24 protein-coding genes are annotated in these 16,063 nt (G+C 35.1%); 23 read left to right on the top strand and 1 reads right to left on the bottom strand.

What is annotated here, in order from left to right:
• Positions 1-71: 71 nt before the first annotated feature.
• The gene (locus tag BCI01S_RS20140) at positions 72-419 is read left to right on the top strand and encodes a hypothetical protein (protein WP_061800872.1); all 348 of its coding nucleotides are present in this window, start codon (positions 72-74) and stop codon (positions 417-419) included.
• A 40-nt stretch (positions 420-459) separates the two neighbouring features.
• On the opposite strand, the gene BCI01S_RS25420 is transcribed toward BCI01S_RS20140, so the two are convergent.
• On the bottom strand, positions 460-636 hold the full coding sequence (locus BCI01S_RS25420; RefSeq protein ID WP_156485472.1) for a DUF8096 family protein: 177 nt from the start codon (positions 634-636) through the stop codon (positions 460-462).
• 555 nt (positions 637-1,191) lie between these two features.
• On the opposite strand from BCI01S_RS25420, the gene BCI01S_RS20135 reads away from it, so the two are divergent.
• The 22 genes from BCI01S_RS20135 (at position 1,192) to BCI01S_RS20045 (ending at position 16,062) form a co-directional block, all read left to right on the top strand.
• The gene (locus BCI01S_RS20135; RefSeq protein WP_061800871.1) at positions 1,192-1,416 is read left to right on the top strand and encodes a hypothetical protein; all 225 of its coding nucleotides are present in this window, start codon (positions 1,192-1,194) and stop codon (positions 1,414-1,416) included.
• Positions 1,417-1,545: 129 nt separating this feature from the next.
• Positions 1,546-2,442, top strand: a complete 897-nt coding sequence (locus BCI01S_RS20130; protein ID WP_061800870.1) for an RCC1 domain-containing protein — start codon at positions 1,546-1,548, stop codon at positions 2,440-2,442.
• A 157-nt stretch (positions 2,443-2,599) separates the two neighbouring features.
• Positions 2,600-2,746 (top strand): hypothetical protein, encoded by a 147-nt coding sequence (locus BCI01S_RS25415; RefSeq protein ID WP_156485471.1) that lies wholly within the window; start codon positions 2,600-2,602, stop codon positions 2,744-2,746.
• Positions 2,747-2,805: 59 nt separating this feature from the next.
• On the top strand, positions 2,806-2,952 hold the full coding sequence (locus BCI01S_RS25410; RefSeq protein WP_156485470.1) for a hypothetical protein: 147 nt from the start codon (positions 2,806-2,808) through the stop codon (positions 2,950-2,952).
• Between the two features lie 8 nt (positions 2,953-2,960).
• On the top strand, positions 2,961-3,170 hold the full coding sequence (locus BCI01S_RS20125) for a helix-turn-helix domain-containing protein (RefSeq protein ID WP_061800869.1): 210 nt from the start codon (positions 2,961-2,963) through the stop codon (positions 3,168-3,170).
• A 137-nt stretch (positions 3,171-3,307) separates the two neighbouring features.
• A complete protein-coding gene (locus tag BCI01S_RS20120) occupies positions 3,308-3,553 on the top strand; it encodes a helix-turn-helix transcriptional regulator (protein WP_061800868.1) in 246 nt (81 codons plus the stop codon).
• 53 nt (positions 3,554-3,606) lie between these two features.
• On the top strand, positions 3,607-4,002 hold the full coding sequence (locus BCI01S_RS20115; RefSeq protein ID WP_061800867.1) for a hypothetical protein: 396 nt from the start codon (positions 3,607-3,609) through the stop codon (positions 4,000-4,002).
• Positions 3,989-4,348: an HNH endonuclease gene (locus BCI01S_RS20110; RefSeq protein ID WP_082810105.1), complete on the top strand. Its 360-nt coding sequence runs from the start codon at positions 3,989-3,991 to the stop codon at positions 4,346-4,348. Before BCI01S_RS20115 ends, BCI01S_RS20110 begins: the two co-directional genes overlap by 14 nt.
• 125 nt (positions 4,349-4,473) lie before the next feature.
• A complete protein-coding gene (locus BCI01S_RS20105; protein WP_061800865.1) occupies positions 4,474-4,809 on the top strand; it encodes a hypothetical protein in 336 nt (111 codons plus the stop codon).
• The gene (locus BCI01S_RS20100; protein ID WP_061800864.1) at positions 4,806-6,518 is read left to right on the top strand and encodes a terminase TerL endonuclease subunit; all 1,713 of its coding nucleotides are present in this window, start codon (positions 4,806-4,808) and stop codon (positions 6,516-6,518) included. The genes BCI01S_RS20105 and BCI01S_RS20100 overlap by 4 nt, the downstream gene beginning before the upstream one ends.
• Positions 6,519-6,539: 21 nt before the next feature.
• Positions 6,540-7,679: a phage portal protein gene (locus BCI01S_RS20095; RefSeq protein ID WP_061800863.1), complete on the top strand. Its 1,140-nt coding sequence runs from the start codon at positions 6,540-6,542 to the stop codon at positions 7,677-7,679.
• Positions 7,676-8,443 carry a head maturation protease, ClpP-related gene (locus BCI01S_RS20090; RefSeq protein ID WP_061800862.1) on the top strand — a complete coding sequence of 256 codons (768 nt, stop codon included), beginning with the start codon at positions 7,676-7,678 and terminating at the stop codon, positions 8,441-8,443. The genes BCI01S_RS20095 and BCI01S_RS20090 overlap by 4 nt, the downstream gene beginning before the upstream one ends.
• Positions 8,444-8,464: 21 nt before the next feature.
• Complete coding sequence (locus BCI01S_RS20085) at positions 8,465-9,625, top strand: phage major capsid protein (RefSeq protein ID WP_061800861.1); 1,161 nt, start codon at positions 8,465-8,467, stop codon at positions 9,623-9,625.
• 13 nt (positions 9,626-9,638) lie between these two features.
• Positions 9,639-9,944: a hypothetical protein gene (locus BCI01S_RS20080; RefSeq protein WP_082810104.1), complete on the top strand. Its 306-nt coding sequence runs from the start codon at positions 9,639-9,641 to the stop codon at positions 9,942-9,944.
• Positions 9,931-10,299 carry a glutathione S-transferase family protein gene (locus BCI01S_RS20075; RefSeq protein WP_061800860.1) on the top strand — a complete coding sequence of 123 codons (369 nt, stop codon included), beginning with the start codon at positions 9,931-9,933 and terminating at the stop codon, positions 10,297-10,299. Before BCI01S_RS20080 ends, BCI01S_RS20075 begins: the two co-directional genes overlap by 14 nt.
• Positions 10,296-10,688, top strand: a complete 393-nt coding sequence (locus BCI01S_RS20070; protein WP_061800859.1) for a hypothetical protein — start codon at positions 10,296-10,298, stop codon at positions 10,686-10,688. The genes BCI01S_RS20075 and BCI01S_RS20070 overlap by 4 nt, the downstream gene beginning before the upstream one ends.
• The gene (locus tag BCI01S_RS20065; RefSeq protein ID WP_061800858.1) at positions 10,688-11,071 is read left to right on the top strand and encodes a DUF3168 domain-containing protein; all 384 of its coding nucleotides are present in this window, start codon (positions 10,688-10,690) and stop codon (positions 11,069-11,071) included. Before BCI01S_RS20070 ends, BCI01S_RS20065 begins: the two co-directional genes overlap by 1 nt.
• A gap of 11 nt (positions 11,072-11,082) precedes the next feature.
• Positions 11,083-11,688 carry a major tail protein gene (locus tag BCI01S_RS20060; protein ID WP_047941202.1) on the top strand — a complete coding sequence of 202 codons (606 nt, stop codon included), beginning with the start codon at positions 11,083-11,085 and terminating at the stop codon, positions 11,686-11,688.
• A gap of 4 nt (positions 11,689-11,692) precedes the next feature.
• On the top strand, positions 11,693-11,932 hold the full coding sequence (locus BCI01S_RS20055; protein ID WP_061800857.1) for a hypothetical protein: 240 nt from the start codon (positions 11,693-11,695) through the stop codon (positions 11,930-11,932).
• A 31-nt stretch (positions 11,933-11,963) separates the two neighbouring features.
• On the top strand, positions 11,964-12,314 hold the full coding sequence (gpG, locus tag BCI01S_RS20050; protein WP_047941201.1) for a phage tail assembly chaperone G: 351 nt from the start codon (positions 11,964-11,966) through the stop codon (positions 12,312-12,314).
• A gap of 62 nt (positions 12,315-12,376) precedes the next feature.
• A complete protein-coding gene (gene gpGT, locus BCI01S_RS26260; protein WP_268874876.1) occupies positions 12,377-12,499 on the top strand; it encodes a phage tail assembly chaperone GT in 123 nt (40 codons plus the stop codon).
• 35 nt (positions 12,500-12,534) lie between these two features.
• Positions 12,535-16,062, top strand: coding sequence for a phage tail tape measure protein (locus BCI01S_RS20045; protein ID WP_061800856.1), 3,528 nt, complete (start codon positions 12,535-12,537; stop codon positions 16,060-16,062).
• Position 16,063: the final 1 nt, after the last annotated feature.

Here is a 16,063-nt window from a genome sequence, read left to right as displayed (position 1 = left end):
TTTGACGAACGATAGTAACTTGTACCTATTTTCCCTTTCTTTGATAATTAAAGAGAAGGGAGAGATGTTATGTGGAAAAAAACAAAATAATTAAAGAAAATCTTATCTTATGGTTGAATGAACTAAATAATCAACTTAACGATTTTGATAATCAAGTTGGAGAAATCGAAAGAGAGATTGATTTATTAAAAACTAAAAGAAGAATTTTAAGTAATGTTGCTTTTAGATTCGAACAAGGAAGAAATACAAAAGAAGGTTACGTTTTTGAAGAATTGGATAAGGTTCAGGAGTTAATCGAAACAAAAGAAGAAGAATTAACGCATCTTACTAAGGATATTGAATATACCAAAATTGATCACGTTAAGGAATTAATCAAAAAAGTAGAAAAAGAAATAAGAGATATCGAAGCATCCGAATAATCGGGTGCTTTTTATATGCAAAAAAAGACCCATCAAAGGGTCAAATAGTTTTCTTCATTCCACACTGTCTGCATTCGCGTAAGAAAACATAATCTTTAACAGAACTCTTAAATTGAGCATTGCCGCAGTTATCACAAATTCCAGCTTTTTTATCTGGGTACTCTTTATAATCATAAATGATTGATGTGTCGTAGCCGTTGTATTTTTCTTCTGACATGTCATTCACCTTGGTTTCGATTTATTTATATTCGACTGATTTATTATACACGGTATTAAGATTAAAAAAAGAGTGGTCTTTAACAGGATAAAGCGAGTTTTCACTAATTCACAAACTTCTATAAGACGATTAAAAGCAATTATGTTTAATTATCTCACTCATACTCAAAAATACTATCAATGTTTGATTTCACATAGTTTTAGTATCGATTATCTCTTGGATACTTCGACATACTCTCTCATACTAGCAAATTCTATATAGTTTGTTAAAAAGGGTTCGAGTCCGAAAATTAAGAATTAATGTATGCATTAACTAGGGTTATTGTTAACATTAACTATGGTTTCTGTTTACATCATGTATGCAATAACTATCGTTTATGTATGCAATAAGTACACAAAAGAAAAGAAAAGAAATAAAAAGAAAGAATATATATGTCTTTTAAATTGCAAAAGAGGGTAAGCATTAATTGGAATTATTGTCGATTAAAGTCGAACGATAGTATTTGTCCTGCATTAATACTTATTTGATAATAAGAATTATAAAGGAGGAATGAGTTTGAATTTTGATACATCTGTGATCAAGGATACAGTAGGAAATATGGTAAATGTTTTAATAGGGCCTATTCTGCCAATTCTTATTGTTGTTATATTATTAATTTTGATATGGCGTATTCCGAATAACAAATTTAAAATCGTCGGTATTATCGCTGTAATAGTATACATTGTTAAGGTTGCAGCTAAAGAAGAGTTCCAACCGTTAATAAATATGTTATTTAATTAAGGCATCCATTCGGGTGTCTTTTTATTTTGGAGAAAGAAGAAATATGTCGTATTTAGTCGAATGGTTCATATAGGAATATATGCCTGTATATAGGATAATATACTTAGAAATAATTTTTGGAGGAGAAAAATGAAAAAGATATTAATGATTATTTCCGCAGTAACAATTGTAATTTTTAGTGTATCCATCTATGCGTTTAATGGTAGTAAAGTTGAAGCTGCTACTGTTGGTCAAAAATTAACAGCACCTGAAGAAGGTTGGCAACGGTATGATGATACAAACTCGCTAATCTCGTATAGTGATAAAGATAATTCTTGGAAACCTTATATTGATCCTGGTCAATATAAGAATAATAGTGCTATGGGGGCTATAAAAGGAAAGAAAGCAAAAATGAGTTTTGCTTTTTATGGTACCAAATTTTCTTTGATATTAACTACAACTTCTTCATATAGTCGCAATATAAAAGTAACTATTGATGGTGTAGATGCTGGAGTAATGGATGGTCAGGCTGGTATTACTAAAGATCCGGAACTTGCTACTCAAATAGTAGGTTATACAAAAACTGGTTTATCTAAAAAAAATCATCTAGTAGAAGTAATTGTTATAGAAGATGGAACTGGTAATCAATTTGATTACCGTTTAGATGCTATTGATATTGATAGTGACGGAAAATTAATTCCAATTAGTGAGTATCAACCAGCACAATCTAATATATATATTGGGAATGATGCAATGTATCAATTAGATAAGAATGGTGATTTATATACGTGGGGTAGTAACAATTATGGACAACTCGGATTAGGTGATACATCAAGTAGGTCTATTTCTAAATCAGAGAAAGTTTCCATATCAGAGAAAGTTACCGATATAGTTATTGGAGATCGTTTCGTGATTGCCCTAGGTGAAAGTGGTAAAGTTTACGGTTGGGGAGATAATACAGGAAAGTTATTAAGTGATGATGGAGGAATAATAACTACACCTGTTGTAATAAAAGAAGGAATTGGAGCAATATTTAAAGCTGAATAGCTATTAAACTAGACATCCTTTGCGATGTCTTTTTATTTTAAAGAAATAAGGATTATCCTAGAAAAAATATGTAAAATATCCAAAAATATCATCAAAAAGGTTTACGGTGGTAAATGATTATGGTATAATATAATTAACAAGTCAAGGAGGTGAAAACGTGGAAATACTAGGATATGTAACAGCATTTTCAACTTTGCTGGTTGGAATAGCAACTTTTCGAAAACTCTGGTTCGAGGGAACGAAAGTTAAGCTAGAGAACAAAGCAACAAAGTTGAAAATGACTAATAAGAAAAAGAGGAAATAACCTCTGGAACGGGGAAGGGTTCAGCTTCCCTGTTCTAATCCTAAGTATACCACGAAGCTATGGAAACAGTAAATTTGATATTAATTGGTGCTGTTGTCATTGTTGGTGTAATGCTGTTAGTAGCAAAAGTTAGAAAAGAGTATTATAAACGCGAAAAAGCAAGATTAGAAAAAGAGCTTGCTGACAAGGATAATAAGAAAAAATAGGGTGATTTATGGTGAATATTCAATCTGTGGAAGAACTAAGAAGGTTTCTTGAAAACGAGGCAATTGGGACAATTGAAGCTGCTGAGATATTAGGCTGCACAAGACAAAATATAAAAAGACTAGTCGACAATGGTAAGTTAGTTCCAATTAAGACCCTTGAGCGAGATCGATTATTTCTAAAAGCTGATATACTAAAAAGAAAGGAAGGCAGGGGTTGATGCTATTGCCTTCTGACCTAAATATGGAGTGATATAATATGGTCATAGCATCAGTAGTTGTAACAATAATCACACTAGTAGTTATTGCGGCAACCATAGTTATAATGAGAAAAAATAAGTAGTAAGGAGATATAATTATGGAACTGACACCTGATTTAAAAGCCTTAATTGCAGAAGAAGTATTAACCAAACCAGAAGTATTAGATTTATTAGGATTATCAAGACAATCTATGCATAGTCACTTAAAAAGGGGGAACATCAAGCCTTTTAAAGAAAGTGGTAATACACAATTATTCTTTAAAGAAGATGTTATGAAGTTTAAGGAAACATTAGAGGAAAATAGAAAGTTGTATAGACCTTATGACGATAAAGCATCTGATTAAGCATTCACATTTTTACTGTGGATGCTTTTTTTGTGGAAAGAAAGGTGAGATATATGGAAAACAAAATAAAAGAAACAGCTAAACAAAAGGTTGTGGAGTTATTAAATGATTATGATGTATCTTATATTGATTATGACGCAAAAGATAATGACTACACAGTAAGACTTGAAGCTAAGCAAACAAAAGATGATAAGAGATTAAAAGCAATTACTATTGAATTGCCTAGAGAAGATAAACAACCATTACTCCAAATAACCTTGGATGAAGAGAAAGGAGTACCGAAAGTATTCTACAAAGGTGAAGAGATTGAACTTAACCGAGAAATATTCTTCCATTGGGAATCAGATAAAGCTATCGCAGGTGGATTAACTTATTCAATTGAACATGTTGAGCCTGGTCTTATAGTTAACAGAATAGAACGCAGAGTGAAGGGTCATGCATGTGACTGAATACAAAACAAAAGAACAGAAAGCTAAGTTCTATAATTCTCCAGCGTGGAAGAATCCAAAGTATGGCGCGAGAGAAAGGATAAAGAAGCGTGATAACTATGAGTGCCAAGAGTGTAAGCGCCAAGGTAAGTTATCTATTGATACAAACGAATACAGCGAGAAAGCAAAACGTAAGAAGATCATGTTAGTCGTTGACCACATTAAAGAGTTAGAAGATTATCCAGAATTAGCACTGGATGATGATAACCTAGAAACTCTTTGTGTTAACTGTCATAACAAAAAGCATGGACGAATATGGAAGTTTGTAATTAAGAAAAACAAATGGGCAGATGATGAACGATGGTAATATACCCCCCGGGTCAAAAGTTTTTGCTTTTTTCACTCTGGGGATACCGGTTATAGGGGCCCTTTCGTCTAAAAATATTAAAAAAATAAGCCTTTCACATTAGGGGTCTAGGGGGGAGGGGTAGTATGAACCTTGATGAATTAAAAAATCAATTATTATCACGAATTGATACCGATGATTTGCTAGAAGTCAAGAAAATAAATGACTTGATACGGCTGCATGAACTAGATGAAGAATGTGATAAAGTGATTGATCGTGACGGTGTAAGTATAACTATTGAAAATGGAAAACAAAAATTTATAAAGAGTCATCCAAGTATGAATGAGAAAATGAAAATCAACGCTCAAAAGATTGCGCTAGAAAAATCAATTAAATTCAAATTAAAAACCACGTCTCCACCTACTCCACCTACTCCTTCATCAACTGTGGATGACCAACCGAAGCGTGGTAGTTTAATTTGATTGGTTATAGTTATGTCAATGAATATATTCGTAAGTGGCGTAATGGAGAAATCATTTTAAATAAGCGGCGAATTAAGTTAATTGAACTGATTGAACGCGAAATATTAACTGCTGACGATATGTATTTCGATAGTGAGCAAATTGAAAGTTATATAACTTTTACAGAAAAATATTATTTTCCACTTACGCTTACTCAGAAATTCAAAACTTGTTTTATTTTCTTATATTACAAAGATGGTTCCTTAGTGTTCGATGAGCATTTAGATTATGAAGGACGTGGCGGAGGGAAAACGGGAAGAATTTCTACACTAGCGAATTATTTCATTAGTGATCTGCATGGTATAAATAACTATAATGTTTCTGTTGTAGCTAACAGCGAAAAGCAAGCAAAGATGTCATTCACAGAAGTTTTTAACACAATCGACAAAGATGACAGATTGAAAGTATTCTTTGACCATAAAAAAGCTCTTATCGAATCATATGATACTAAATCATTATTTCAATACCACACTTCAAATGCCGGCACAAAAGACGGTCTTAGAGATGGATGTGTTATTTTCGAAGAAATTCATCGATATGAAGATTCTTCAGTAATTAATGTATTTACATCAGGACTAGGAAAAGTAAAACATCCAAGGGTGTTTTATGTTGGTTCTGACGGTTATGTTCGGGAAGGGTTTTTGGACAAACTTCTAGACCGAGCAGACAGTATACTAGATGGTTCTGTAAGTATTAGAGACGATGGCCTTTTTCCGTTTATGTGTTGTTTAGATAGTGAGGAAGAAATGCATAATCCTGAAATGTGGCAAAAGGCAAACTCACAATTCCACCCGCCGTTATCTGATTATGCTCAAACGCTATTTAGAACAGTAAAAAAGCAATACAACAAATTGGAACATGATCCAGATGGTTATGAGGAATTCATAACAAAGCGTATGAATTTACCTAAAGTGGATTTAGAAAAGAGTGTAACGTCCTGGACAAAAATTAAAGCAACTAATCAGCCTTATGATTTAGATGAATTAAAAAGAAGAGAATGCATTGGGTGTTTAGACTATGCATCTGTAAGGGATTTTGTTGCTATGGGTCTACTATTCTTGAAAAATGAAAATTACTTAATTCCTAAAGAGTTAACACATTCATATGTATGTAAACCATTTGCTGATAAACATTATGCTTATAGTAAAGAAAAGGCTGAAAATAACAATAAGAAGGACCATCGGAAATTCGCTCCAATCCGTGAGTGGGAAAACGATGGTTTTTTGTCTGTCTTAAAGATTGAAACCATGGATCCGCATTTAGTAGTTAATTGGTTTGTTAAAAAACGTGATGAAGGTTGGAACATCAAAAAAATTATAGGTGATAGTTTTAAGATGGATGTTCTCAAACCGTTATTTGAAGCATCAGGATTTATAGTTGAGGTTATCCGGAATCCTGATGCTGCCAGTGGTTTATTAGCTCCAAGAGTGGAAATTGCTTTTGAAAACGAACAAGTGATATTTGGAGATAATCCTTTAATGCGCTGGTATACAAATAATGTACTCGTTAAGCGTCTTCCTAATGGTAATAAAGTTTATCGAAAGAAGGAAGAAGTGAAGCGGAAAACAGATGGTTTTATGATGTTCTTATATGGAGTTTGGGCTTCAAGGGATTTAGAAGATTATGATGTTACAGACGCGCTAGAAGCATTAGATGCCTTGAATTTTTAGGGAGGGGGGTGAATATGTAAAATGGGATTTTTCGATTCGGTATTAAAACGCAATAGTGAGCTGTCATGGATGTTTGACCTTGAATTACTTGATGAAACAACTCAAAGAGCTTATTTAAAAAAGATGGCGCTGGAAACATGCATTAATTTTATCGCTCGCACAATCAGCCAATCAGACTTTCGTTTTATAGAAAACGGAAAGCGACAGTTAAATAATTGGCATTATTTATTTAACGTTAGACCGAATACTGATCAGAGTGCTGCTGATTTTTGGCAGGATTTCACTTATAGGTTGATCGATGAAAACGAAATATTAGTAATCAAGACTGATAGTGATGATTTTTTAATTGCAGATGATTTCACCAGGAATGAATTTGCTGTTTATCCTGATACATTTAGCAATGTGATGGTGAAGGGGTACACCTTTCAACGAACATATCAAATGGATGAAGTTATTTATTTAACTCACAACAATGAAAAATTGTCAAAGTTTACTGATGGGATGTTTGATGACTACGCTAATTTATTTAGTAGGATGCTTGAAATTGCTCTTAGAAATTATCAAATTCGAGGAATGGTTGGAATTGACTCGACCCAGCAACTCACAAAAGAAAATAGAACCAAATTACAAAACTTCATCGATAAATTATTTAATTCATTTAAAAATAATTCCATTGCGCTTGTTCCAAAACTAAAAGGTTTTGAGTATGAAGAAGTTGCAAGTGGAGAAACAAAAGGGCAGCCAATCGATGAATTAACGAAATTAAAAAGATCCTTAATTGATGATGTGGCCAATATATTAGGTATTCCTAATGCATTGATACATGGAGAACTAGCGGAATATGAAACAGCTATTAAAGCTTATGTAAAGTTTTGTATAAGTCCTTTACTAAGGAAAATACAAGATGAACTTAATGCAAAGCTTTTTACAAAAAAAGAGCATTTAGCTGGTTCAAAAGTTGAAGCTAGGTTTATTGCGTATAGCAGCATTTTTGAAATTGCTGAGTCCTTTGATAAGCTGGTTGCTTCCGGTGGCTTTTCACGGAATGAACTAAGGAAAGAGGCAGGATATGAAGAATCCGATGATCCGGAATTGGACAAGTTCGTTATCACTAAGAACTATCAGACTACCGAAGCGGTTAAAGGAGGTGAGAATGAATGAAAGTAAAACGTCTATTTAACTATAAAAACACTCAATTTGATGAAGAGTTAAAAGCTGTTCCGCATAATTTTGCAGTAAAGCATGATAGTGAAAAAGCTGTAACGGAGTTAACTATTTATGGAGTGATTGGAGAATCGTGGTGGAATGAAAATTGGACTTCTGCGGTAGATATTGATAATGCTTTGAAAGAAGCTGGTACCAATAACATAGAAATCCGATTGAATTCACCAGGAGGTAGCGCATTTGATGGTATCGCTATTTACAATCGCCTAATGAGTTACAAAAAAGAAACAGGCGCAAAAATTAAAGTTTATATTGATGGATGGGCTTGTTCAGCAGCATCAGTAATTGCGATGGCAGCTGATGAATTGGTTATGGGTCTAGGTTCTATGTTTATGATTCACGAAGCTTCTAGTGGTGTTTGGGGAGCTAAGGGAGATTTCCGAAGTGAAGCAGATTTATTAGAAGAGTTAGAAGAAGGAATCATAGATATCTATATGACTAAAGCTAATGTTGACAGAGCGGAAATTCGTAAAAAGGTTGACGCTGAAACTTGGTTTAGTGCTTCAAAAGCTGTTGAAATTGGCTTTGCTACGTCATCTGCATCATCTGTGGAAGGAAATAAAGCTGATGAAATTGCGAACCTACGAGCTCAAAATGCAAATTTAGAAAACGAATTAAAACAATTAAAAAATCAAAAAAAAGAGGAACCAACGCCTAATCCGGTACAACCGACTAACAAGCGTAAAGGGTTCCTTTTTTAATATAAAACGGAGGTATTATATATGACAATTAAATTAAACAACCATACAGAGAATTACGAGGAAGCTAAATTAAATTATGCGAATGTAGTTAAGAATGAAGAATCTACACCGGAACAAGTTGAAACAGCGTGGATAGCAATGCAAGATGCATTAGTAAACTCATTAACAACACAAATTACTAATCAAGTTGCTGCTAATACAGTTGATCAAGTAGTTTTAGCAAACCGTGGTGCTGATGTAATGACTACGGAAGAACGTACATTTTTCAATGCAGTTGTAAAATCAGATGGATTTACAGACGAATTAGTTCTACCAGAAACAATCGTTGAACGCATTTATGATGATCTTAGAACAGAACATCCTTTACTATCAGTTATTAACTTCCAAAACTTAGGGACGGTTACTTTAACAACCATCACATCTGAGTATGAAGGTGCTGCTGTATGGGGACCAATCTTTGGTGATATCAAAGGACAACTAGATGCGGTGTTCAAACAAGAAAACATCGCTCAATCTAAATTAACAGCGTTCGTTGTATTACCAAAAGATCTTGCGAAATTCGGCCCAGCATGGGTAAAAGCATACGTACAAGCTCAAATTACAGAAACATACGCTGTAGCTATAGAGTCTGCTGTAATTAATGGTGCGGGTCCAACAAAACATGAACCTATTGGTCTAATTCGTGACTTACAAGCAGCTGTTGATCCAACAGATGGCCATGCTAAGAAAACTGTAGCAGGTTCATTAACATTAGCGGATGACGGGAAAATTATTGAGGAATTCGCTGGAATCGGTGAATTACTATCTGTTAAACAAAATGGAAAACCGTTGAATGTAGATGGCAAAGTAGCTCTAATTATCAATCCAACTGATTCATGGAAATTACGTGCGAAATTCACTACTCGAAATGCACAAGGCGCATTTATTACAAACGTTCCGTTTGATTTCAAAATCATCACATCATTATTCGCAACAGCCGGAGAAGTTATTGCATTTGTAACTGATCGTTATGATGCTTACCGTGGTGGTGGAATTGAAGTAAAGGAATATGATCAAACATTAGCCCTTGAAGATTGTAATTTACACATTGCGAAGACTTTCGCTTTCGGTAAACCACGTGATAATAAAGTAGCTGAAATTTACACATTAGATATTCCACAACCTGAACCAGCAGGAGCATAAGGGGTTGATGTGATTGGAAATCACACAAGAGTTAGTACAAGAATTTAAAGAACGTATGCATATATATCATTCTAGTGAGGACGACAATTTAAAAAGATTGTTGTCCTTTTCTATTTCTGCTTTAAAAAATAGCTGTGGAGAGTTTGATGTAAATGGAGAAAAGGACACAGACTTACGAGCAAAGGAATTAGTTTTTGAACGTACTCGCTATTTGTATAATGATGCACTTGAATATTTTGAAGATAATTTTTTAAGCGAGATTACTAGTTTAGGACTTTCCTTAATGCCGGAGGAGGATGATTTAAATGCAACCATTTAAATATAAACCTCCACGAATTAATACAGGCGATTTGAGAGTCCCTGTAAAGTTTTATGAGTATAAACCTAATGATGGTCCAGAACCGGGTGAGAAGGATGATAAAGTCCTTTTCGAGTGTTTAGCAAAAGTAGACAATGTATGGATGAAGGATTTAGAACAGGCGAAAACAAATGGGACTGAAGAAGATATAACTATTACAATTCGTGACCCATTAGATGATTATATTCCAACTAATAAACACTATGTTTCTGTGGATACTCGTGGATATCGTGATAAGAAATTTAATATCAAAAATGCTTTTCCGGATCCACAGAATAGTGCGTTTATAAAAGTAGTTGCTGGTGTTACTTCATGAGTGTAAACATCAGAGGAAATAGCCAATTAATGAGGGAAATAGAAAGCCGATTAGGACAACGAAGAACCCAACAAATTATTGATAGAGCATTATTAGCAGGTGCAAGGGTATTTGTGGAAGAACTCAAACGTCAATTCGCTACTTTTAAAGATCAGGGTTACTCATTAGAAGAAATCACTATTTCTGAACCAACTGGAAAAGCAGGACAAAGAACAGTGAAAATACACTGGCGTGGTCCACATAATCGTTATAGAATCATTCACTTAAACGAATGGGGAACTGTTAATAATCCTAATCCACGAGGTAAAGGAGCCGTTGCAAGGGCGATGAGGAATGCAGAGAATGCGTACCGGGAAACTGTCAAGCGCGAGTTAAGGAGGGGGATTTAATGTTAGATTACATGTATTCTCTTCTTATTGCGGATGAAGTTATTAAAGAATATGTAGGCAACCGTATTAAGTTTTATGAATATCCGGAAACTGGAGATTTTAGCGGCACCTATATAGTATTTGATCCTATTGACTCCGATAGGATAGGTGATTATGCAGACAACGTTTATTTAAGTGAAGACAGCTTAATACAAGTTGATATCTGGTCAGAAAACCGCAAAACAAGGGATTTGGTCGCTAAAAGGATAAGAAAGATCTTAGTAGATAAAAATGGTTTCTCGGAAACCAATGGACCTGATGAATGGGATAAAGCAACAGGAGTTTTTCGAGTTGCGAGACGTTATGGTAAGAAAGTTTATCGAGAAGATTTTAATAATTTATAGGAGTGATTAGTGTGCCGAAAGAGAAAGTATACAGAGCATCTACTGGTGTAGATGAATTTTACTATGGAGAAGTAGGAGAAGGCATTGTTGCAGCATACATTGAACGAGTGAAGTTCCTACAAACAATTAACGTAGAAATGCCACAAGAAATTGTTCGTGCTCGTGGAGATAACAAAACAGCCGAAATGGCTGTATCTAGCGGAGATGTTTCGGTAACATCAGGATTCCATAAAATACCGTTAGAGGACAAACAACGATTATTAGGACTTGAAGTAGTAGATGGTCTTACTTCAATGGGTAGCGAGGATAATCCTCCATATGTAGCGGTTATCTTTGCAAAAACATACGAAGATGGTTCTCGTGAATATGTAGGACTACCGAAAGGGTTATTTACTCGTCCAAATATTACGGGTAATACAAAAGGTGAAGGTGTTGAATTCAGCTCAGAAGAAATAGCTGCACAATTTATGGACCGTAAAGTGGATGGATTCACAAAAGATAAATCTGTTATCTTTGCTTATGATCCACCAGGAGAAACTACCGATAGAGACAAATTATTCATGAAAATTTTTGGGTTACCATATCCAACAGAAACTACAGTACCGGAAGGAGCGTAATCGAATGGCTAAAAAAACAACTGAAAATCAAGAAATCGTAGATGTAAAAAATGAGGAAGAAACAAAAGAAAAGAAATATGATGTTGTTTTTGATTTTAAAGACTTAAAGGATAACGACAGAATTTATATTAAGAATGACCCTTATCCGGCAGAAGGAGCTAAAAAGCCAACTCCTAAAAGAATTAAAGAATTGTCATCCACAAAAAATAAAATGAATAGAGTACTAATTAAAGAGCGGGATTAATTCCTGTTCTTTTTTTATGGAGGTAATGAAAATGGCTAATTTAAAACGTAATATGATCGAACTAGTTAAAGAAGTAAAAGAAGGCGAAATTGTAACAGAGAAGTTTTTAACACCACCATTTATTCCCTTATCTGTTGTTTATCAAGCAATTGATTTGAATGTAGAATCTATGAAAATGACAGAGGAAAACGAAAAGGAATATGTGGAGAAGCTAGCTGATTTTGTTGTGAACGATATATACAAAAATCAATTCACAAAAGAACAATTAATAAATGGGTTGCATGCTCCTGATGCCATAAAAACATTAACCGAACAAGTGATATTTATTACAAGAGGTCGTCAAACTGATGAAACAAAAAAGTACCTGGCGAAGAAAGATTAAGGGACGAGGATTTCTCGCCAGCCAAACAAAAGGAATATTTGGATGAACTCGTCCGGGAGTTAATGAAACAAGGTAAGGACGTTAATGAAATTTTAAATATGCCATACCAATTCGTGATTGATTTAATGGTTGAACAGAATAAACCTAAAAAGCAAAAATCCCTTATCGCTGCTTTCGGTGGTTAGGGGTTTTTTAATTTTGTAAAGAAAGGAGGGGGAATATGGCTGAAAGAATCGAAGGCTTATCGATAGGGTTAGATTTAGATTCCACAGCGCTCAATAGAGGGTTAAAAGGGTTAAAAGATCATTTACGGACAGTTAATAGCGAAATGAAAGCTAATCTTTCTGCTTTTGATCGCGGTGAACGTTCTGTAGCCAAGTATGAAACCATCATTTCAGGGTTAAATCGAAAATTACAGGTTCAAGAATCTGTAACCACTGCTGCTAGACAAGAATACGAAAAAATGGTTCGAGAGCATGGAGAAGGATCACGAGAAGCGGAAAGAGCAGCAAGATCTTATAACAATGAAGTAGCTGCACTGAATACTTTGCAAAGACGGTTACAAAATACTCAAAGAGAACTAGCTGACTTCAGAGAAGAACAACGACAAGCGGAATCAGGATTCACAAGATTAGGTACTAGAATTTCTAATACTGGTGAATCATTAACCAAGTTCGGAGATAAAGCTAAAAGCGCAGGTACAAGTCTTACTGCTAGCTTAACTGCTCCTATAGCAGGATTTGGAATAGCAGCGGGGAAATCTGCACTTGAATTCGATAAAGCTTCTGGAAATATCCAAGCTGACTTAGGGATTACTGAAAAGCAAGCAGAAAAGCTTAATAATGTTGCAAAAGAACTGTGGAAGGACGGATTCGGAGATTCGATTGAAGGTGTTTCAACTAAAGTAGCTGGCGTTACAAAGGCTTTAGGTGATTTAAGTAAAGTAGATTTATCTTATGTAACTAAAGGATTGGATCTCTTCGAAAAGCGAGGATGGGCCGACCAACAAGAAGCATTAAGAGCTACAAATATTTTAATGAAACAATTTGGAATGTCTGCATCTGATGCAATGGACTATATTACAAGGGGCTTCCAAGATAATTTAGATTATAGCGGGGAATTCCTTGATAGTATTTCCGAGTACTCAACTTATTACGCTGAATTTGGAATGTCTGCAGAAGATATGTTTGCAAAGTTCAAAGCTGGAGCTGAAAGTGGAGCGTTTCAGTTAGATAAAATTGGGGATGCAATGAAGGAATTCACTCTCCGTGCGAAAGATGGTTCTAAGAGCAGTACAGAGGCATATAAAGCACTTGGATTAAATGCGAAGGAAATGACTAAGCAGTTTAATAAAGGCGGAGAGGATGCCAAGAAAGCATTCGCTAAGGTTGTTAAAGCTATTAAGAATACCAAAGATGAAGGAGAACGGAACGCTGCTGCTGTAGGGCTATTTGGTACCCAATACGAAGATTTAGGCGGAAAAGCTTTTGATGCAATGTTAAGTGCAAGCAAAGGCTTAAAGAATGTGGAAGGAGCTACAAAAAAGGCAAGTGATGCTCTTCAAGATAATCTTGGTGCTCGCGCTACAAAAGTTTGGCGAGATTTTGTTGCTGATATGGAACCAGTTGGCGAAACAATGCTGGATATCGCAGAAGATGTTCTACCGAAAGTTGCTAATACAGTAGACAAGGTTACTAGTGCTTTTGCTGAACTTTCACCAGAAGGACAAAAAACTATTCTTGCTATCGCTGGAATTGCCGCTGCATCTGGACCAGCAATGGTTGCAATTGGTGGTCTTTCTACTGGTATAGGCGGGCTTATGAAGGCAGGAGGAGGATTGGTAAGTCTTCTTGGAAAAGATGGAGGTGCAGGATTACTCGGAAAAATCGGCATGCTAGGACCATTAGCGACAAATCCCGTAGGTCTTGCTATTGCAGGAGCTGGGGCATTAGCATTAGGTATATACGCGGTTTCAGAAGCTAGTAAGGAAAGCACCCAAAGGATCGCCGAATCTATTGAATCTCGACAAAAGGAAATTGATTCTACAGATAAACTTATTTCACAATATGAAAGGTTACAAAAAAAGAATCAATTATCAACAGATGAAACATTACGCTACATGGATATTGTGGATGAGTTAAAAAACACCAAAGGTGAAGATGCTATCAAAGCATTATCTGATGAGCAAAGCAGATTGCTTGAAAAATCAGGACTCACCAACAAAGAAATGGAAGAATTCTTAGGGCTAAATGATAAGATCGTTGAAAAATCTCCATCCACAACCAAGGCTATTTCCGAACAAGGAAATGCTTATGCCGGAACTGTAGAAGAGTTAAAAAAATTAAATGATGTTGAAAGAAAAAGACTCGTTGATGATACTTACATGGCTATAACCAATGAGATGAGTAAGCAAAGTGATAATCTCGAAAAACAAATCAGATTACAAGATGAGATTAAAAGCAAGGAACAATGGAGAGAGGGTCTCAGCAAAAAGATTTTAGCAAATAACGATCGACAACGTGAAATTGATTTAGAGTTAGTTGATTTAGAAAACCAAAAGCTTAATGGTAATATAGAACAACGCCAAGAGATCGACGACAAGATTAAACTATTGGAAACTGAAAGTAGCAAGTTAACTACTCATAATAATCAATTGGACGATAATATTGACCGTATAGATACACAGATAGAAAAGAAAAAGAACTCTCTAAAAGAAACCGAAAAAGAACTTAAAGCATTTGATGGATTACTTTCTGACTATGCACAACAAGTTTTATACCAACAAGGTATTGTTTCTGAAAAAGGAAAAGCTAATGAAGCTCTAAGGAAAGAACAAAAAGAAATTGATACAGCAAGAGCGAAATTAAAAGAACAGTTTGCCCAACAAAAAATCGGTCTTAATGAATATCAACGTCAAAACTCAGCGCTTAATGAGCAACAAAACAAGATCGATGCTGCAAAAAAGAAACTTGCTGAAATGAATAAAGTAGCAGGTAAAACAGTTTATAAAAATGTAAAAGTATCAACTTCACCTACTATTCAAAATCTTAATCGAGAACTTTCAAGTAATGTAGGAAAAAAGGTAACAATCTTTACAGCATTGGATGGTAATTACAGAAGTTTATCTGATCCAACTGCAAAAACCGTTAATATTCGTACTGTTGGTGGATATCACGCTGAACCTGGATATGCAACTGGTACTCCTTCAACAGGTCATCCGGGCGGTCCTGCAATTGTAGGTGAGGAAGGTCCTGAATTAGGTTTTATACCTGGAAGAGGAATGACGTTACTCGGAACAAAAGGCGCAGAATTTCATCCTAATCTTCCGCGAGGGACAGCTGTTCTTCCTAATAAGCAAACAGAAAGCATTCTCAAAAGTTATGGTTTCCCCGGATATGCTAATGGGATAGGAGATATCTTTAAATCTGTTTCTAACAATCCGGTTAAAACCGATTCAATGAAACTATTAGCGTTAGCGGGCAAACAAATTAAAGAGAGTAAACGTCCTAATCAATTATCGAGTGTGAATGTTAATAACAGTAATGACAATAGCTTAATACAAGCCATATCGGAGCAAAATACTCATTTGCAACAAAGTTTGAGCTTGTTAATGAGAATCGCTTTAGCTATTGAATCTGGGCAAAGTATACAAATTGGTGGAAAAGAAATAGCGAAGGTAACAGCAAAAGATACAGATAAGTTTTTGAATGGAATTTCTGATAGAAGAAGAGCAGCGTGGGGTGGATGAG

Origin of the sequence: Niallia circulans NBRC 13626 (assembly GCF_001591585.1) — a bacterium.
Classification (GTDB): domain Bacteria; phylum Bacillota; class Bacilli; order Bacillales; family Cytobacillaceae; genus Niallia; species Niallia circulans.
Note: the sequence above shows the minus strand (reverse complement) of the source record. Positions and strands in the feature narration are given on the sequence as shown.